This is a genomic window from Silvibacterium sp. (assembly GCF_047605705.1).
Lineage (GTDB): Bacteria > Acidobacteriota > Terriglobia > Terriglobales > Acidobacteriaceae > Silvibacterium.
Genome location: NZ_JASGFD010000002.1, coordinates 66693 through 86063, shown reverse-complemented (window position 1 = coordinate 86063; position 19371 = coordinate 66693). Strand labels below are relative to the sequence as shown.

The window sequence follows — 19371 nt, the reverse complement described above, 5'->3', positions numbered from 1 at the left end:
ACGCGGCGTCGAATCAAGAATTCCTATGCCAACTTCCTGGTATGGAACGGACCGCCCGTAGGTCCTCGGGTTGGTTCGCAGTGACCGCCGTCTCGTGTGCACCACCGATGACATTGGCATAGTGCTATTTAGGTTGCATTAGTAATTGACCACCCGGTGCAACAAACCCCAGGAGCAGACTCGAGTGCGTAGAAGCCATTTTTTTTACTTTGTACTGTTTTCGCTTTTGCTGGCGGTGAATGCTGTCGCTGCCCCTGAGACGGGTGCAACGCTGCGGGAAACGTTGCCGAACGGCTTACACGTTGTTGTCATCCGCAACATCTTGGCTCCCGTTGTAACCGTGGAGATGAACTTCCGCGTTGGAGGCGACGAGACTCCGGAGGGGTTCCCTGGAATGGCGCACGCCCAGGAGCACATGGCCTTTCGCGGTTGCACGGGAATGACCGCGGATCAGACCGCAGCGATCTATGCACAATTGGGTGGCCGGAATAATGCCGACACTCAGCAGACGATTACGCAGTACTTCGCCACTGTCCCGGCGGCGGATCTCGACGTCACGCTTCAGGCGCAGGCTGCCTGCCTGCACGGAATCGACGACACGCAAGAGCAGTGGGCGGAGGAACGAGGCGCGATCGAGCAGGAGGTCGCTCGCGATCTCTCTAATCCCACCTACAAATTCATCAACCGCCTGAATGAAGAGATGTTCGTGGGGACCCCCTACGCGCACGATCCCCTTGGGACCAAGAGCTCCTTTGACGCCACGACTGGAGAGATGCTGAAAGATTTCTATAAGAAGTGGTACAGCCCGAGCAACGCGATCCTGGTCGTCGTGGGGGATATCGACGCGGAGAGAATCTTGGCCAATATCCGGAAGTGGTTCGGAGACGTGCCAGACCACCCATTGCCACCACGGCCGGCAGTCGATCTCAAACCCTTCAAGTCAGAGAGCTTCACTCTCGACAGCAATTTGCCTTACCTGCTCGGCTTCATTGCCTACCGCTTTCCGGGAACCGACTCCCCGGACTATGCAGCGGCACAGGTTCTGGCCGATGTTCTGGCGAGTCAGCGCGCCGATCTCTACGGAATGGTGCCCGCCGGTAAGGCACTTGGAACAGAGTTCGGACTGGCGGAGACCTACTCGAAAGCAAGCGTTGCCTATGGGCTTGTTGCACTGCCCTCGAGCGGCAATGCGTCGGGCGGCATCGCGGCGATGCGGCAGATCCTAACCCGCTATGCTCGGGAGGGCGTTCCTGAGGACCTGGTCAAGGCAGCGGTTCGGAGCGAGGTAGCTTCCGCTGAATTTCAGCGCAACTCAATTCCGGGGCTTGCGGATGCATGGTCGAATGCACTGGCTGCCGAGGGACGCAATTCTCCCGATGAGGATGTCGAGGCGATCCGCCGCGTGACACTTGCCGATGTAAATCGGGTGGCGAAGCAATACCTCACCGACGATAACTCCATCACGGCGACTCTGAAGCCTGTTCCCAGTGGACAACCGGTTTCAGGCAAGGGGTATGGTGGGGCGGAGGAAGTCACCTCGGCGCCCACCAAGCCAGTCGAACTCCCGGCCTGGGCATCAGCCACTCTTTCCCAGCTCAAAGTCCCGACCGACAATCTCACGACCTCGGACATGCGGCTGGCGAATGGTCTTCGCCTGATCGTCAGGACGGATCCCACCAGTCCGACCATTTCTGTCATGGGTTCCGTAAAGCATAATGCGGACCTCGAAACACCGCCGGGGCAGGAAGGCGTGTCGCAGGTTCTTGGAGAGCTTTTCTCTTACGGAACCCAGAGTCTTGACAGGCTTGCATTTCAAAAGGCGCTCGATGATATCGCCGCGAATGAAAATGCTGGATACAGCTTCTCGCTGAAGGTGCTGAAAGAGCACTTTTCGCGAGGCGTTGAATTGCTGGCCGATAACGAGTTGCACCCGGCGCTTCCAGCTTCGGCCTTTGCGGTCGTGAAGCAGCAGGCTTCGCAGTTTGGCGCCGGCAATCTCCAGAGCCCGGGCTACCGCACCTCGCGCGCGCTCGATCTCGCGCTATTGCCCGCTGGTGATCCAGTGTTGCGGGAGACGACTCCAGCGACGTTGGCACGGGTGACGTTGGATCAGGTGAAGCAGTACGCCGCCGCAACGATCCGCCCCGATCTGACCACGATCGTTGTCATCGGAGATGTCTCCGCAGACGAAGCGAAGACCGCGATTGGCAAATACTTCGGGGATTGGAAGGCTCAAGGTCCAAAGCCTATGACTACTCTGGCCGCAGTTCCTCCTAATAAGCCCTCGACTGCAAACGTAGCCGATGCGGAAGCTGTCCAGGATACCGTGACCCTCGCCGAGCAGCTTCCGCTGAACCGCTTCGATCCCGATTATTATCCCTTGCAGCTCGGGAACCACGTTCTCGGCGGCGGCTTCTATGCGACCCGGCTTTACCACGATCTTCGCCAGGTCTCGGGATATGTCTACTTCGTCGATGTGAATCTTGGCGCTTCGGAAACGAGAGCCAGTTACTCGATCGTCTATGGCTGCAATCCGGAGAATGTTTCGAAGGCGAGGGCGCTGGTCGAGCGCGATCTCAACCAGATGCGAACTGAGGATGTATCGGCTGCAGAGCTGCACCAGGCCAAGGCCCTGCTGTTGCGCCAGATTCCGTTGGGCGAATCAAGCGAAGACGCGGTTGCCGAAGGGTTGTTGCGTCGAGCTGAGATCGGCCTGCCTCTTAATGAGCCGGTTCATGCCGCCAAACGCTATTTTGAGCTCAATGCCGATGAGGTGAAGCAGGCCTTTGCAAAACACATCCGAACCGGCGACCTGGTTCAGATAGTGCGCGGCCCATCGCCGCAATGAGGACTCGGAACACTCCCGGGGCAAGTCTTCCAGAAGAGCGGAGGCCTCCGTTCTCAGTTTTTTGCCCTCACTGAATCGGGGCGCAGGCAATACGCGCTCTCGCTCCACCGATCGGCTGCGATTTATAGTCATCAGGGTTCGCGTGAATGACTAACGCCGAACCGTCAGCATCGAGAAGCGCCGGGTGAGTACCGCCGGCATTCAAAGAAACCAACGTCGAATAGAACTCTACGGTCGCTGAGCCATCGGCATTGACATAGAGGTTCGGAAGATCTCCGTCGTCATTCGCGTCCGCATTGAGCAGCCCATGAATAACCGGCGTCTTTGAAGGCCGCATCGCTGCAATCGGCCTTCTCATGAAAATGCATGCCGTGCCATCCCGGTGGGAGTCCCTTGGCTTCGACACGAAGAATGACACCATTGGGGGCTGCTGTCACCGTGATCTGACCGGTCACCTGGCCATTCGCTCCCTTGAGACTGCTGGTGCGGGTTTCCGGAGCCATCTGAGCAGAAATGATTCCTGTCCAGACCAAGAATGAAAGAGCTACTACCAGCGATTTTCGTGACATGAGAAATCTCCCTTCTGGCTGTGAACCTGCAGGCGCCCAGCACTACCCAATGCGGTACTGCTCGGGTTATGGCAGTTGCGACAACGAAATCGTATCACTGCTCTTCCGATCCAGAACCAATAGGCACAGCGTGAGAGCCACAGCGTTGTATCGCTGGATGGACCTGTCTGTGCCAATCCTGCTTCAAGCGTTTACTATTGAGAATATAGTTGCAATAACTAAGGACAGGTCAATTTTGCTATTCCCCGGTCTGCTGCTCACTCTCCCCGTTGCTTCGACGCTTGTCGGCGGTCTGGTTGCCGTGCGTTTTCGGCGTTATACCAACATGTTGATCGCAGGCGGAGCGGGGCTTCTGCTTGGGGCTGCCTTTCTCGACCTGATGCCGGAAGCGATCATGCTGGCTGGTCCAGCGGGGTCCTCCCCCGCAAAGGTTTTGTCCCTGACGCTGGTCTCGCTGCTCTTGTTCTTCGGTATTGAAAACTGCCTGGACGCGTTGAGTGTGAGACACGGAAGTCGCGCAGCGCGCAAGAGCGCTGGCCGGGTTGCCGGCGCCATGCTGATCTTTCACAGCTTCCGGGATGGCATGGCGATCGGAGCGTCATATGTAGCATCGCATCCCGCCGGGTACGCGGTGGCAATGGGCATTGCGGCTCATGACCTGGGAGATGGGATGAACACTGTTCTGCTGACGACGGGCGGCGAGAAACCGACCAGAACGGACCATCTCTTTCTCATTCTGGACGCAATTGCACCCTTGGCGGGCGGGCTTGCCGCAGTATGGTGGTTCTCTTCGCTTCAGAATTCGGTTCTGCTTCTGGCGCTCGCTTCCGGATTCTTCATTCAGATGGCTGCGAGCGACTTCCTGCCGGAGGTCCGACACTGCAAGGGGTCGCGCAGAATTCTGCTTCTTCTAGTGGCGCTTGGGGCTGCGATCATCTATGGCGCAAACCTGCTGATTGGCCGCTGGCAATAAAAAGAGGTGAAAGCCTTGAAGCTTTCACCTCTATCAAGCCTGCTTGGGCCTTTTTTAGTTGGCGAGCTGAACCTTGCCGTGATTGTCGCAGTGGTCGCCATCGGGATGATGAAGATGCCCGTTCACCAGGTAGTCGACGTGATCGCCGTGGGGAATCGCCTCGTGGCCGCAATTCTCGCCATGCTTGTGCTGGGCATCGTGCCCATCGCATTTGTGGCCGTTCGTGCAGTCTGCTGGGTTGGTAGCACTCACGTCGAGCGTATGTTCATCGACATGTCCTTCGTGTAGTGAATGCATGTGTCCGTCGTGAAGGTAGTCGGTATGGTCGTTATGCACGATTGCTGTGTGGCCGCAATCCTTGCCATGCTGATGCGTATGGTCTTCGTGGATCTTGTGATTCGACATAGATAATTTCCCTCGAAAGAGCGCCAGAAGGCGCGAATTGGGTGTTGCAGGTATGGAGCGTGGCTGCTCGGAGGCGTGTGCCAGACCATTGAAGACAAGGTCGAGGACATGCTGGTCAGCCAGGTAGTACAGGATGTGCTTTCCATCCCGCCGGCGGCCGACGATGTTGTCGGCACGGAGGACGCGAAGCCGTTGTGAGATGACGGTGATGGACTCACCTTCGAGCTCCGCCAGTTCCGTCACACAGGCCTCTCCCTGGGTTAACCGGGCGAGCAGGCGAATTCGCGCTGCCTCTCCGAGCGCCCGAAAGATCCGGGCGGTGCGCTCGATGGCCGGGTCGTTCACCGGGAGATGAAGTCGCCGTGGGGAATGGCTTTCGTGAGAACAGGCGGGTTTCGTCTCAATCATCACAAGAGAAATATAGCAACACTTGCACAATCGTGCAAGTGTTTAATTGATATTTGCCATATTCACACAAGGCATGGCTCAATCCACTGATTCTATGTAGCTTGCACCTTATTTTCATGGTGGTGCGGGTGAGAGTGGTGCATGCAGCAGGCCTCACCTTTCAGCGACAAAATGCCGGATCGCACCAAAAATGGGACCATCACCAGAGCAGCGGCGCTGTCAGCCCGCGCGATGCCAAACACTGTGTGAACCGCCAGTCCGAACAGGACGATGACCGCCTGGTACATGCAGAAGTCCGTCTGGCGCGCATCCGTCATCATCGCGGCGCTATCAAGCGCCTCGCCGACCTTCCGTTTGGCCCGGGAGAGCAACGGCATGAAGATCACGGCTGCCGCCGTGATCCCGATACCGCTCCAGCTTGTCTCCTGAAGCCGGTGTTGGACCAGATTGAAGACAGCTTCCGCACCGACATATGCAGCGAGAGCAAAAAGACAGGCTCCCGCAATACGCAGGCTGATGTGTTCGGCCTGGTGACGGCGCTGGGGCTCCATCTCATGTGACATTCGCCACATCAGGGTGGCGCCCGAAACTACCTCGATCAGCGAATCGAAACCAAAACCGGCAAGCGAAATACTGCCGGACCGCCAGGCAGAGACCAGCGCAACCGACGACTCAGCAATCGCCCAGACAATCGTAAGGATTTCGAGGTAACTCCCACGCCGCGCCAGCGATGCGCGATCCGAATGGGGCGAAACTTCAGCCATGACGCTTCCTTTATGCCCATCAGTATGGGAAAACCCTCGCGCCTGGAGCATCTGCGCAAGAAGGATGAAAATGGAAACCCTGTCGTCGATAGATTAGCTCAGCGTTGCGAGAGGGCAGGCTGAAGAAAGAAACCGCTCTGGGGGTGGCGGTCGAATCGATTGGACGACGAATCGGATGGACTGAAGGCGCGGGACGCCAGGCGATGCGATGAGGAAGGTACGTCGCCAGGAGAAAACCAGGCTAACAGCTGATACGACAGCTACCAGCGTTGTTCCCAGCAGACACAGAGCGCAGTGCGACTCACTGGAACCTTCCGACGGCAGATGGACATGAATGACCACGACGGTCATCGCGCACAGGATTGCAAGCAGCAGAATCGTCGCCGTCAACAAACCTGCCCATCGGCGATGACGCATCCTTCGCTGCATAGCATCGATTATTCTGTCACTTCCCTTGGACGTCAATTGCAGCCAAATCGATGTTCCGCCCAAATTACCAAGATCGTCCGCGCGAACCTGGAAAACTACCGCTGCCATCGCTCGCACTCAGAATGCAAATGTGCCCGCAGTTCGAAATGGTGATTTCCGGCACCCGCATGCGGACTGGGCAGCGGGCCAGCACTATTGAGTGAAAATGAGCGAAACGGGTCTCCCGAAGTAGGGCGAGCTGGGGTTGGCCATCGGTGCAGCTGAATTCACGTTATTCAGCGGGTTACGAGGCTGCGCCCTTCGATGAGGAAATTTGCAACGAATACAATATTCTGCGATATGAATCGCAGGCAGTGCCAGAAGGTCAGCCCCCAAGGCGACATGGTCGAGCGAGGCCAGATCTGGCAAGTGGTACTCATGCTTTGCCTGGCGGTCGCTGGGCTTTTTCTCGTTGGCTGGCTGCGCGCTGATAAAGAGATCGCCGGATAGACCAGAGGATCATGTTCATTGCAGGATGCATTCCTGCTCAATGCGTATGAGGCTCGGTGTACTGCTTTCCCGGCTCAAGTGTTGTGACATATGTACCGTTCCAATCGCGGTCGAAGATGTCAGTGAGTGTTTTTGCCGGCCCTGCGCCCTGCACGAAGACCGAAGCATCCACGGTGGTATGGAAGTAGCTCCACTCCCAGTTGCCGGTCCCGATGTAGACGGTGCGGCCATCCGCGACCGCATATTTGGCGTGCTCGACGCGGGCATAAGGAATGAACCCCTCAGGAGCCTCGGGGATATGGCTGAATTTGACTGTAATGTTCGGCAATGCAGCGAGGCTCTTCAGATACGATTGCATCGGCTCGCGCAGCGCCCAGTCGGCAACGATGATGTGAACCTGAACCCCGCGCGCGGCGGCATCGCGTATCGCACCGTCGAGTTCCGTCCACCATCCTTTTGGACCGTACTGATGAAACGCCGAAAAAGCCATAACCTGGATGCGAAGCTCCCTGCGGCTGGCATGAATCATCTGCACCAGGGCCGCTTCCTCCGAGGTCAGCCAGTTCGGCATTAATGAGGGCGGACTGAAGGCGGGAAAGGCAATCAGAGGCTCGGCACTTTTGCTGTCCAGCAGAACCGGATCTTCTTCGGTCACCGGCGCAAACGAAGGAGGCTTCACAGCCGCTGAGGCCGCTTTGGGAAGGCTGGGGTCGCCGGCGATCTGCCAGTCAAAATCAAAAGCCGATGCAAAAGTCTCGGCAAAGCGCGTGTTGTCGATGCGTGCGCCAATCTCATGAATCTGCTCAAGGGCCCTCCAGTCCCAGTTCTGGCTGCCGACAAAGACGCTCCGGTCATCGACAATCATGTACTTCGCGTGCAGCACTCCGCCGGTCAGAGTATCGGCCGGAAGCACGCGCACTTCGATTCCTGGCACCTTGCGCAGACGGTCAACATCCACATGATCGGTCTTCAGAAAGCTCTGGTCGACCAGGAGGCGAACCTTCACACCGCTGGCTGCACGCTCAGTGAGCGCATCGAGTACCGGGGCAAGCGCACTGCCCGGCTTGTCGGTAATGTAAAAAGCGGCGACGTCGATGGAAGTCTTCGCGCCCTTGATCATTTCGAGCCATACGGTCGGCGTCCGCCGAATGCCGGGCTCTCCATAGCTTGTTGCCTGCGGCACACTCTCCACGATCTCGAACTCCCTTAACGCGCCTGGACCATGAGTCTGGGCGCGCGCCATGGAGAATCCCAGCGAAAGGACACTGACCGGCAAATATAGCCAACGCAGAAACATCTCGTATCTCCTGGTGGTTTGATGTTCTAATACTAACGCTCTGCCATTAGCGTTACTATGAATTTGGAGCTGCAGTTACAGGGAGCCGGGATGGTACGGCCAGTACCACAATCCCTACAACGAAACCGGCCTTGAGGCGCCCTTCGGGTTCAACTTTTCAGACGAGTCGTGGGTGACCCACCGAGTGGTGTGTCGCGTCCTTGAGGAGAACTATCTGGACACTCCGGATGGTATCCCCGGAAACGATGACTGCGACGAAATGTCATCCTGGGCGGTCCTGAGCATGATGGGCTTCTACTCCGTCGATCCGGCCAGCTTGGCGTATGAATTGGTCAGCCCGGTCTTTTCGAGTGTAACCATCCATCTGCATGCCCCATACTCGGGCGTGATCTTTACATTTGAGGGAGCAGGAGCACGCTCGCAATTTCGGAAGGTGTCGAGGGGTCTCTGTTTGCTCCCTCCTGGAAAGCCAATTCCTCCGGAACACTTCAGAGTCCAAGGTCGGTGGCAAATTCGAGTTATGATGACGGCATGAGGCTGAAAGGCGTATTGGCGGTGTTGCTGGGGCTCCTCTTCATGGCGGGGACGTCGTGGGCTGAGGTCTGCGACCTTGCCTGCGCCAGCTCAGTCCAGCATCATGTGTGCCCAATTTGCGGTTCTACAGAACACACTGCAACAGAGCACATGCACATGCACTGCGCCCAGATGGACCGACAGGACGATTCAAGTTCCATCCACGCCAATTTGACGGCATCCTCACGCTGCGCACACCTGCTCTGCAAGCAGACAGTCGATGCGAATCTCCCGACCAGTCAGCTGAGACTTCTTCTGGAATGGAGTGTCATTCAGCCCGTTCCAGTGTTTGAAACTGGTGCGGTTTCCGTCCACTCGATCGACAGAGCCCTGCCGCCGCGTCTCACTGAATCTGGCCCTCCCCTCTTCCTGGCCCTCCGTATCTAGTCCTCGGTCCTCCGTGCCCATGCCTTAGAACATTGGCAGCTTGTGCTGTTTTCTTTCCGCTATCGGATCACAGTGCGGGCTTCCGTCGTTCTGCTGACGTGGCTGCTTTCGCCTTATGTTGCGGAAGCCTCTCGAACCGAGGACATCATGAACAATCGTCGTACCTTTCTCCATAGCACTCTGGGGCTGGGCGCTGCTTGGCTGGCTTCCGCTAGGGCCTTTGGCCAGGCTGGACAACGCGCAAGTGCCTCCCATCCGCTGCGCCATTTTCTATCCGGACCGGTATTCAATGTACCGGTAGTGACTACGGATATTGGTGATCTGCCGTACACGATGGACGGCAATACCAAGGTCTTCCACCTTGTTGCTGAGCCGATCAAACGGCAGATTCATCCGACAAAGACCATCGACCTCTGGGGCTTCAACGGCAGCGCGCCGGGGCCAACCATCCAGGTCCATCAGGGCGATCACATCCGCATCATCTTCGATAACCACCTGCCAGAATCAACCTCGATGCACTGGCATGGTTTTGAGGACACCATTGCCAACGATGGAATGCCAGGTATCAGCCAGACCACAACGAAACCTGGAGGGCGCTTCGTCTACGAGTTCGACATTCACCAGTCAGGCACGTACTTCTACCACTCTCACATGGCGATGCAGGAGATGGCGGGGCTACTAGGCGCAGTCATCATGCACCCCAAAGACCCATATCAGCCGCACTGCGACAAGGATTTCCTGATTCATCTTCAGGAGTATGCGGTCCTGCCAAACAACACCGTTCCGAACACGATGAACATGGAGTACAACTGGCTGCTCCTTAACGGCAAGGCAGGCCCGGCGAACACCCCGCTCATTGTGAAGCTTGGAGATCGCGTCCGGATTCGCTTCGTGAACATGGGTATGGATCATCATCCTATGCACCTGCATGGACATACCTTCTACACAACGGGCACAGAGGGCGGCCGCATTCAGGAGTCGGCGTGGTGGCCGGGCAACACTGTGCTGGTTGGTGTTGGCCAGGCTCGCGACGTTGAGTTTGTCGCCAACAATCCCGGTGATTGGATGCTTCACTGCCATCTGCCTCATCACATGATGAACCAGATGTCCTCAGTCGCAGGAAAGATGACGCGCACGGCAGGCATTCCTGCGAGCACCGATATGGATACAGCGATGGGCATGCCCCAGGGAAACGCGGGAGCTCCAACCGGTGACGAATACGGCCCCGCTCTCGGACACGGCCTCGGCGGTGTCGGCAATGACAGCAATACGGCAACCACCAACGGTCCTTTCTCTCCGCAGATGGCGACGCAGGCGATGCCCGGAATGGACATGTCCGATATGCACGGAGAGATTGCCAAGAATGCCGGTCGCGTTCCCAACTTCCCGCAGGACGCCTACATGGAAGGTCCGATGATGGCGATGGATCGTGCTGTCGAACGGCCTGAGAATTATGGCCTTCGGTCCGGCTGGAGCGGTTACATGCAAGGCATGATGACCTTCGTTCGCGTGCTGCCGCCCGACAAATACAACGAGGTGATTCGTCGCATGAAGACCGCCAATCGCCCCCACGATCCCTACGCAAGCATACTGGAGCGCGCATGAAGCCGAGAGACGCTTTTGTTTTCCTTGTGAGCACCCTGGGCCTTTCTATCTCGATGGCGCTGGGGCAGAGTTCCGCAGCATCCGGAGACCAGAATCAAGCTATGCCCTGCATGGAAGGCATGGTCATGCCCGGATGCACTCCGACGGATCAGCAACCACCTAAAGAGTCGCAACAGGCACCCTCGCAAATGCAGACGAGCATGCCTGCACCAGAATTACTGAAACAGGTTGTCGGACGGCCAGCCATGGGCTTGGAAGACTTCCTCAAGCTGGGAGACGCGAATAATCCAACGCTGAAACAGGCGAAGGAACAGGTCGAGCTCACACAGCAACAGGCGCGGCAGGCTGCCCTTTATCCGAATCCCTCCATCGGCTATGAGGGCGACCAGATCCGAGGCGGCTCTTATGGCGGTGGTGAGCAGGGCGGTTTCGTTCAGCAGACCATTATCCTCGGTGGCAAGCTCGGATTGCGCCGCGACATCTATCAGCAACAACAGAAAACGGACCAGATCGGCATCGCGGAACAGACCTATCGTGTGCACGGCGACATCGAACAAGCCTTCTACGATGCGTTGACCGCGCAGGAAGCCGTTCGCATACGTCAACAACTCCTTGGCATTGCGCTAGATGCTGTTCAGACGGTCCACCAACTTGCGAACGTAGGACAGGCAGACGAGCCGGACATTCTTCAGACCGAAGTTGAAGCGGAACAGGCGAAGGTCGATTATGCCAAGGCGCAGAGGAACTACCTTCAGGCATTCCAAATTCTCGCTGCAACCTCCGGCAGGCCGGAAGTTCCTATCTGTCCTTTGCAGGGCGATCTTGAAAAAACGCCTGACCTGAACGCCGTGCAGATGGTTGAGGCGATTGTTGCCAACAGTCCCACCATCAAGCGCTCACAGCAGGAGGTCGCGGTCGCCGAGGCACGCCTGAAGGATGCGAAGCGGGAAACTATTCCGGATCTTCAGCTTCGCGCCGGCGAGCAGTACAACGGAGAGCAGGTCAGTACAAACCCGATGAAGCCGGTCGGAGCCCAGAGCTTTGCCAGCGCCGGCATCGATCTTCCGCTTTGGAATCGTAATCAGGGTAATGTTGGCGCAGCCACTGTAGACGTTGAGCGCGCTCGCCAAGACGTATTGCGCGAACAGCTTGCTCTGCGGCAACAGGCAGCGCCGTTTGCGCAGTCGTTCGAGAGTGCGCGGTTCGAGGCCGATCGCTACAAGAAGGAGCTTCTGCCCCGGGCCGACAAGGCCTATCGACTCTATTTACAGAAGTATCAAGAGATGGCTCAGGCCTATCCGCAGGTACTGGTCTCACAGCGCACCTTCTTCCAGCTGAGGATGGCATACCTAATGGCGCTACACGACGTTTGGCGCAGCGCGGTCGCCCTTCAGAACTTCACGTTGAGCGGCGGACTCGGTGTGCCCGCTCCGAGCGGCACTGCGGGGACTATTCCCAGTCCGCACGGCACAGGGGAGGGACAAGAATGAGTCAATCCCATCATAGGATATTTACGGCTTTCTCCGTCATCCTTATGCTCTTGCTACTCGGCGGCCTGGTGTTCTTTAACCGGATGATCCGCCGCGGATTCAGCGCCCGCGACAGGCCATCGATAGCCGAAACCTCGCTTGCGACCTCCATGCGTGAGATGGCGATCCCGTCGCGCTACAAGGCCATGAAAAATCCGATTGCTGCAACGCCGGATGCGCTCCATGAAGCGATGGCGCACTGGGCAGACCATTGCGCCGTCTGCCATGCAAACAACGGAAGCGGCGACACAATGTTCGGGAGAGGCTTATACCCACGTCCGCCCGATATGCGCTTGCAGAATACACAGCGCATGTCGGACGGTGAACTCTACTACACCATTCAGAACGGTGTGAGGCTGAGTGGAATGCCCGCCTTCGGAGAGCCGAGCGATAACGACCTTGCCACATGGAAACTCGTGGTCTTCATCCGTCATCTTCCAGCGCTTATCGAGAACGAGGAACTGGAGATGAAAAAACTCAACCCTAAAACGCCGGACGAAATCGAGGAGGAACAGCAGGAGGATGACTTCCTCAATGGCGGATCTTCTTCACAGTCACAATCTCACAACCATCCGAAAGGAACAGATCAATAATGAAACGGCGCACTCTGCTTCTGACTCTTGCAGCTTTGCTTCTCACCGGCATCCCTTCGATTGCTCGCGCACATGAAGGAATGATTCATGTCATTGGAGTGATTACAACCCTTACGGACAAGTCGGTCACCGTCAAGACTACGGACAACAAGAGTGTGGCAGTTGTGCTAGCCGACACTACAACCTACGAGAAGAATAAAACGGCCGCTGCACGATCCGACCTGAAGGTGGGCGATCGTGTCGTCATTCATGCCATGAAGATGAGCGGCGCTCTACAGGCGCACACGGTCGAATTCAGCGAGGTGACGCACTGAGTCCGATGTGGAGCCGGAAACGATCTGGTCCATCCGCATGACGGGCTTGGCGGACCGACGGTGAGGGCCTCTCTTGAATTACGACTCTTCCACGACCTGCCTTCGCTCGATCTGGCTATTCGATAGCATCAATATGTGAGCCGGACAAGTCTGCATTTCGGTAAGCTGCTAACCGCGATGCTTTGCGTCATGCTGCTCGCTTTTATGACCGTCGAGGCCGGCCCAGCCACCACGCTTCTGATACCCAGCATCATTTTGTCTGCATTTTATTTTTTGTGGCGTACACGGCGACGGTTTCTCCGGACGCGGTTCTGGCTATATCTCCCAACAGCCTTCAAGATCTCGTCGTCTTTCAGCTATCACATCGGCAGGCACTGTTTATGATTCGCCTCGAACTTGTCCGCCCGCCGCCCCTGCCTCAACGAAAGGAAATCTCAGAATGAAATCCGAGGCAAAAGTAGAAACAAGAAATACCCCTCAGAAGGATGCCATTCGCGCGGCCTTTGTCGAGACGGATCGTCCCATCTCGGCGGAGGAGATTCTCTCCTACGCTAAACGCAGCGTTCCTGATCTCAGCATTGCAACTGTCTACCGCAACCTCAAGATACTGACGGAGGATGGATGGCTAGAGGTCGTGCAGTTGCCTGGCGAAACGCCGCGCTACGAGCGCTCTGGCAAGGAACACCACCATCATTTCCTCTGTCAGGCCTGCCGCAAGGTCTATGAGTTAGAAGGATGCGTTCCGAAGATTCTACCGAAAATCCCGCGTGGCTTTCCTCGTTGTCGGCCATGAACTGCTTCTGCATGGTTTTTGCGCGGCGTGTGTTCCCAAACATACCTGAGAGGAAGGGCATCGCCTGCCAGCACGAGCCGGAGTAAAGTGGAATCTTCCGGGCGGCGATCTGGACCGTACTCACTGGATTAAGATACGTGGGAACAGTAGAGGCGATGATTGCTCGCCTTGAGGCAGAGCGTGCCCGCGCATATGCTCGCATCAGGCAGAATGCCAGCAGGATCTATAACGATTTTTTCGACTGTTTCTTTATGAGGGAGCAAGGGACGGGTCAGAGGATCGCCTTGCGGCGATCCTCTGATGAATGCGAGCCATACGCAGAGTGGCTTCGCGATGGTATTCGCTGTCGAGTTCAATGCCAACATATTTGCGTCCTGTGAGTAGTGCTCCCGCGCATGTCGATCCGCTTCCTGCGAAGCAATCCAGAACGCACTCTCCGGGGAGTGAGAAGCAGCGGATCAACTGCACTAATGCCGTTACAGGTTTCTGAGTAGGATGAAGTTTGTTGCCACTATAGGGCATCTCCATGACATCCATGAGCGGCTGCTTCGGTAATGGCGGCTTGCCCTTCGCCAACAGGAACGCCTGCTCGTGGGTATAGCGCAGATAGCTATTTTTCGAACTGTACGACTTACGAAATACAATGTGCCCGACCGGCTGAAAGCCTGCTTCTTTCCATGCCGCGAAGAACGCATCGACTTTACTCCAGCCGTAGAAAAATACCGCGACCCGATTCTGCTTGAGCACGCGATAGGCTTCCATCATTGCGGGTTTGAGCCAGTTGGCCTTCGAGTCATTCTGGATGCTACGCCCTGTGCGGTCACGATAGTTCACGAGGTAGGGCGGGTCGCTGAGGATGAAATCGATGCTTTCGGCCTGCATGTCGCGCATGATGTGGATGCAGTCGCCGTGAACGATATTATTTGAGAGTCGCTGTGTCTGGGTTGTAGTTGCCATGATTTGAATCTCCTTGTGGTCCGAAGGCCTCTGAAATCGGCCGGGACACACCGGGCAAAGCTATGCGAGGGTCCCGCCTCCCCAGGCGAGCGGCTGCTTTTCCGGAAGGTTCAAAAAATCTTTTTTGCGTCTGCTGCAGAAAAGATTTTCTGAAAGCCGGAACCTGTCATGGCAGGAAGCAGAAGCCGCGAAGTCCGCAGAGTCTCCCCGTTCTGGCGGGGTGACGTGGCGGCGGTTCAGACCCGAAGCAGTGTCCGGGCGATGCGCAGAGACCGATGGACCAACGCTTAGGAGTGAAATGGCAAGAACGGTAGATGAGCAGAGCTATCGAATCCTCGGCTCTTCATCGCTCGATTACGTCGTGGTCCCAGCGATAACAGAAACCACACGATCCTTCGGCAATACCTTCGCGATAGGACGAGCCGCTTCGATCTCTCAGGAACGCACTTGATGATCTCCTCTTCTTCGCAGGCGATTAGGCGGTTGGGTGGTTGGCCCGATCAGCTATAGCAACTTCTGCTTGTTTCACGGAGAGCCGAAGGAGAAGAGCAGCAAACATATGATTTAGGCAGATGCTGCCTCAGTACCTACGGACCGTGTTGCCGTAGGCGGGTCGATACATTGTCCTGTCAAAATGGCGCTGGCTATGCGTTGGCGGTCGCCGAGCAAGATCCGGTAGTGTACGTCTGGAATCCGGGTAATCTGATCCCATTCATGCAGGCTAAGAGCGCGGGAGCGTGCTCGAAGTACACGAAAGACCTCCATCCTGGGCCAAGATATCCAATCCATCGTGTTGTTGAAATGCGTTCCTCGCCGAACCGCGAGTTTCCGACGAGCATTGCACCACTCTTCGAGCTTTGCCTTGTCTGTTACCTTCGGTTCAAGCTCGATGGCGATATTCACGTCGCCCAACCGGTCGGCATCCGCAAGCATACTGCCAAAGAGCACCGCGCTCTCGACACGGTAGACATATTCCCTGCTTGCATTGAGGCGCGCCAGCCGGGTCATGAATAGATCCAAAGCGAGGTGCGCAGTGGCGCGGCGGATGGGTTTTGCCGCCGAAGCATTCGCCAGGGCATTCCCTTTGATCGTGATGGAATAGGTAGGCTCGTATGCCGGGCTATGTTCTTTGGAGGTTTCGATCAGGCCAAGCGACTCCATAGCGAGTAGGAAGTTCCGCGCCTCGGACTCATCAATATGCAGTTCCTCGATGGCAGCTGCGAGATCCAGATCGAAGAAGCGATAGCGCCGCAGGAATGCACGCACGGTGAGCGCCGGATGGCCGGCAATTGTTTGGTCCTTAGAAATTTGCACTACCTAACAGTTTAAAGCCGTGGGCCAATTTGGAGAGAATCCAAAAGTCGGGAATGAGTATCACCCGATCTTGTGCCCGAGCGCTCGGAGCAAAACTATGGATTTGATCAACGTTCTGATCGTCTGTTCTCCGGGGGCAAATTCACTCATGCATCGCGTGGTAAAACGTAGTTCGCAGGTGGTTTTCCGAATATCAACTTTTCCCAACTGAATGGTTCTGCCGTCCCCATTACTGTTGCCCGTCTCCGCTATCTCAGGATATGGAGTTTAAAGGGACTGCCGGTTGAGCGGACTGAAGACCGTGAACTGAGATTGCAGCCTCGAGCAGCAGTCGACATGATTTGTGTTCAGCGTCATCTTGAATCTTTTGCTGACCCCAAAAACCGAACAGAAGCCTAACAGGCCTGGGCGAATGCAAAGAATTTTTCGAGGACACCTGTTCTAATCCTTTAGGCGACATGAAGCTTCCATGAAGTCAGAACAACAGCAAAAGTCAGTACTGTTTACAGTCGGCTGTACCCTCGTGCTCTTTCTCGGAACTATCGTAATTGCATTGCTGACACGTGATTCAGCACGGCTCTTTGTTGGCAGGGAGCTCCGAATCATCCATACTCTTTCTTTTATATGCATGGTCGTGATGCCCGGGTTTCTTTTTCTGATAATCTCCGTGCTCATAGCTCTGTCTTTACTCGCTCGGAATCGAAATAGAAGAAAGACATCAAACCATAGGAGTCCTAAACTTGCTGAACAAAAAAAGATTGGGAAACTCGGAGAGAATCCAAATTCACGGATAAATTCTTATTGTGAGAAGCGCGTATCGAATCTGCACCTTGGAGGTACGGGACGCTTTGGATAAAACGGAGAAGCAAATCAGCGAATTACTTGACCGTGCAGGAGCGACGGTTCTCCGCCGTAAGGGGCATATTGTCTATCGCTTATCTGACGGGCGGCGATTTGTGCGCCCCAAAACCCCAAGTGATTGGCGCGCTTCTCGTAACGCTCTTTCCGACCTTCGCCGATTACTTTTAGAACAATCACCACCATCGATCGATCCGATCGAAGCGCACTCCCCTGATGCCAATGCACCACAGAAAGCACTTCGGATGAAGACGCCGAACAGAGAGCCGCGCGAGCCGGGCGTGGTTGTGTTTCCGGCGGGAACGGGCGGCCCCAGGGCCGCGATAGCGAAGCCTGCATATGATAGGCAGTTTTGCTCCATCTTTGAATTGCTGGATGCAGTTGACAAGACAGAGTCCTATTGGGGACTGGATATCAGCGGACGTGTGCGGGTTCTGATGAAATTGGCCAGCCGATTCGCAAAGCTGGAAGTCATCCCCATGCGGTTTTGTCGCATTCCCCACGAGGAGTTTGAAGATACTGATGAAGGTGCGGAAAAGGTCTGGGAGCGCCTGGATGTCGAGTTTGGAGGCAAATGGGCTCCGTCCCTCTTGCTTCATGATCGAAAATTAGGTCCGCTTCATATCGAGACCAGCGCCGCAGGTTTACTCGGTGGCAGAGATCAGACAATCGTCGCGAAGGCGAACTTTAGACCGTTTCATTCGATGATCGATTGGCCAACATGGAAGGCTGGCACATCGCCGCATGATCCATGGGATGAGTCCGTGCCGGACGGATATATCTATTGTGTATTTATGAGCACTCAATTCACACGCAAGGTTGGCCTTCCTCTGGAGACCTCTTCGGCGTGGACCGATGCGAAGATCATCCGATCGGCGATCCGGGAAATTCTCAACGCACACAACTCTGCGTAGCAAGATTCATGGGGTCATTTTTCAAACAGCATTCGGACGGAAATGTAAGCTGCCCCTCATTACATAGGATGAACCATCATGATGACTGCACTCGACATCACCGGCATTGAGAAGCTTCGTTTTTTAATTGAGGAACTTGGTTTCGCGTTTCACACCTGGCGAGACAGCGATGGTGCTCTCTGGGCCTGCGTCATGCCGTCGGCAGGACAGGCGGAAATGTTGCGACGTCTGCGAAGATTTCTTCCTTCACGTAGTCGCTTCGGCAATCTCGAAGAATGGATGCCGATAGCGACAGGCAAACGCCTGGCGGAACTTCTGACAAAGCTGGAATGGATACTTGCCGGTCTGCCTTCCGATTTGCTGAAGCGTGATTCTGAATGGTAGCGCGCTGTGATTGACGCTGTGCGTATTGCCATGAACACCAGTCATGATGAGAATCTACGTATCATAGGCAAGCCGCGCCGCTGACGGTCGGAAGAGCTTCCCGATTCGCAGTACAACTCCAGGCGACGCGGGGAAGGTAGATGTGCCACCCGGCACTGAATTCTGAACGGAAGTCCGCTATCGGCGTAGCAACCAGGAAATTCCATGAAGGATGTTGGGCTTTGTTCTATTTCTTTGCCTTGCTTGCCTTCTTTGTAGCTGCCCACCGCTTCTTTTGCGCCTGTCGAATGCGTTCCCGCGCTTCTGGGCTAAGAACATGTTGTGGCGGTTGAGCCGTGTTTGTTACGAAGTTGAAAGACTTCGCTTTTCCGGTCCGTGATCTGTATTTTCGGGATGAACACCTAATAGTTTCAATTCCGCTAAGGAACAGACGTACTTGTTGATGCCGTGCGATCTCGGCGTCAACTGCGGCCACAACAGATGAGATGTCCATCAATCGTTGTAACCTCCGGCGCTATTAAAGCTTGCCTCATCCTACAGCGCAATTCGTGCAAGTTGTTCTTGGCGCCGTCATCGCCGAAGACAAGAAGGTTCCTCTTTCTGGCAGGGCAAGAGGCAGGCGGCGAGTTTGCCGACCAGCTCATACTGCAATCCGATGTGCGACGAATGATTCGGCGATCGGAATCGAGACGCAGATACCGTCACACCTTCGGCTCCGCCGGCATTCCGGAGTATTTGAAAGAGAGCGGACACCTAGAAGCGACCGAGCAGATGTCGCTTACGAATCCTCGGGTAACTCCGGCTTTCATGACCGGCGCAGCGATGAAGTCCCGCTTGATAAGGTCGAGCGCGCATCACCATCTAAAACTAGATGGGGGCTCGTACAAGAAATTGCATATCTAATGATATCGATCCTCAATCAATACCGCATCTTTGCCTGAGAAAGGGCCGATGCAAGCAGCTTTATT

The 19371-nt window shown here is 55.9% G+C and carries 15 protein-coding genes and 1 pseudogene; 10 read left to right on the top strand and 6 right to left on the bottom strand.

All coding sequences use genetic code 11. The features are described from left to right. The first annotated feature begins 283 nt into the window (after window positions 1-283). Entirely contained in the window at window positions 284-2848 is a 2565-nt protein-coding gene (locus QM649_RS01135; protein WP_415197155.1) for a M16 family metallopeptidase, read from the top strand. 67 nt (window positions 2849-2915) lie between these two features. On the opposite strand, the pseudogene QM649_RS01130 reads toward QM649_RS01135, so the two are convergent. Next, window positions 2916-3351 (bottom strand): annotated as a pseudogene (locus QM649_RS01130) (superoxide dismutase family protein). A 211-nt stretch (window positions 3352-3562) separates the two neighbouring features. On the opposite strand from QM649_RS01130, the gene QM649_RS01125 reads away from it, so the two are divergent. After that, a complete protein-coding gene (locus QM649_RS01125; protein ID WP_415197154.1) occupies window positions 3563-4390 on the top strand; it encodes a ZIP family metal transporter in 828 nt (275 codons plus the stop codon). A 54-nt stretch (window positions 4391-4444) separates the two neighbouring features. Here the strand turns inward: QM649_RS01125 and QM649_RS01120 are convergent, their stop codons facing one another. The 3 genes from QM649_RS01120 to QM649_RS01110 all read right to left on the bottom strand — a co-directional run bounded on the left by QM649_RS01120 (window position 4445) and on the right by QM649_RS01110 (window position 8182). After that, on the bottom strand, window positions 4445-5203 hold the full coding sequence (locus QM649_RS01120; RefSeq protein WP_415197153.1) for an ArsR/SmtB family transcription factor: 759 nt from the start codon (window positions 5201-5203) through the stop codon (window positions 4445-4447). A 92-nt stretch (window positions 5204-5295) separates the two neighbouring features. Then, complete coding sequence (locus tag QM649_RS01115) at window positions 5296-5967, bottom strand: cation transporter (RefSeq protein ID WP_415197152.1); 672 nt, start codon at window positions 5965-5967, stop codon at window positions 5296-5298. Between the two features lie 955 nt (window positions 5968-6922). Next, the gene (locus QM649_RS01110; protein WP_415197151.1) at window positions 6923-8182 is read right to left on the bottom strand and encodes a phospholipase D-like domain-containing protein; all 1260 of its coding nucleotides are present in this window, start codon (window positions 8180-8182) and stop codon (window positions 6923-6925) included. 61 nt (window positions 8183-8243) lie between these two features. On the opposite strand from QM649_RS01110, the gene QM649_RS01105 reads away from it, so the two are divergent. The 6 genes from QM649_RS01105 to QM649_RS01080 all read left to right on the top strand — a co-directional run bounded on the left by QM649_RS01105 (window position 8244) and on the right by QM649_RS01080 (window position 13976). Beyond that, the gene (locus QM649_RS01105; protein ID WP_415197216.1) at window positions 8244-8717 is read left to right on the top strand and encodes a glycoside hydrolase domain-containing protein; all 474 of its coding nucleotides are present in this window, start codon (window positions 8244-8246) and stop codon (window positions 8715-8717) included. Window positions 8718-9289: 572 nt separating this feature from the next. Further along, window positions 9290-10747 carry a multicopper oxidase family protein gene (locus QM649_RS01100; RefSeq protein WP_415197150.1) on the top strand — a complete coding sequence of 486 codons (1458 nt, stop codon included), beginning with the start codon at window positions 9290-9292 and terminating at the stop codon, window positions 10745-10747. Continuing rightward, window positions 10744-12237, top strand: coding sequence for a TolC family protein (locus tag QM649_RS01095; protein WP_415197149.1), 1494 nt, complete (start codon window positions 10744-10746; stop codon window positions 12235-12237). Before QM649_RS01100 ends, QM649_RS01095 begins: the two co-directional genes overlap by 4 nt. Further along, a complete protein-coding gene (locus tag QM649_RS01090) occupies window positions 12234-12869 on the top strand; it encodes a c-type cytochrome (protein WP_415197148.1) in 636 nt (211 codons plus the stop codon). Before QM649_RS01095 ends, QM649_RS01090 begins: the two co-directional genes overlap by 4 nt. A gap of 80 nt (window positions 12870-12949) precedes the next feature. Next, complete coding sequence (locus QM649_RS01085; protein ID WP_415197147.1) at window positions 12950-13183, top strand: DUF5666 domain-containing protein; 234 nt, start codon at window positions 12950-12952, stop codon at window positions 13181-13183. 439 nt (window positions 13184-13622) lie between these two features. After that, on the top strand, window positions 13623-13976 hold the full coding sequence (locus QM649_RS01080; protein ID WP_415197146.1) for a Fur family transcriptional regulator: 354 nt from the start codon (window positions 13623-13625) through the stop codon (window positions 13974-13976). A 249-nt stretch (window positions 13977-14225) separates the two neighbouring features. Here the strand turns inward: QM649_RS01080 and QM649_RS01075 are convergent, their stop codons facing one another. Next, the gene (locus tag QM649_RS01075; protein WP_415197145.1) at window positions 14226-14933 is read right to left on the bottom strand and encodes a DNA methyltransferase; all 708 of its coding nucleotides are present in this window, start codon (window positions 14931-14933) and stop codon (window positions 14226-14228) included. 564 nt (window positions 14934-15497) lie between these two features. After that, complete coding sequence (locus tag QM649_RS01070) at window positions 15498-16247, bottom strand: hypothetical protein (RefSeq protein ID WP_415197144.1); 750 nt, start codon at window positions 16245-16247, stop codon at window positions 15498-15500. 848 nt (window positions 16248-17095) lie between these two features. Between QM649_RS01070 and QM649_RS01065 the strand changes: the two genes are divergently transcribed. Both QM649_RS01065 and QM649_RS01060 read left to right on the top strand, forming a co-directional pair. Further along, a complete protein-coding gene (locus QM649_RS01065) occupies window positions 17096-18019 on the top strand; it encodes a hypothetical protein (RefSeq protein WP_415197143.1) in 924 nt (307 codons plus the stop codon). 78 nt (window positions 18020-18097) lie between these two features. Then, window positions 18098-18403 (top strand): hypothetical protein, encoded by a 306-nt coding sequence (locus QM649_RS01060; RefSeq protein WP_415197142.1) that lies wholly within the window; start codon window positions 18098-18100, stop codon window positions 18401-18403. The last annotated feature ends 968 nt before the right edge of the window (window positions 18404-19371 follow it).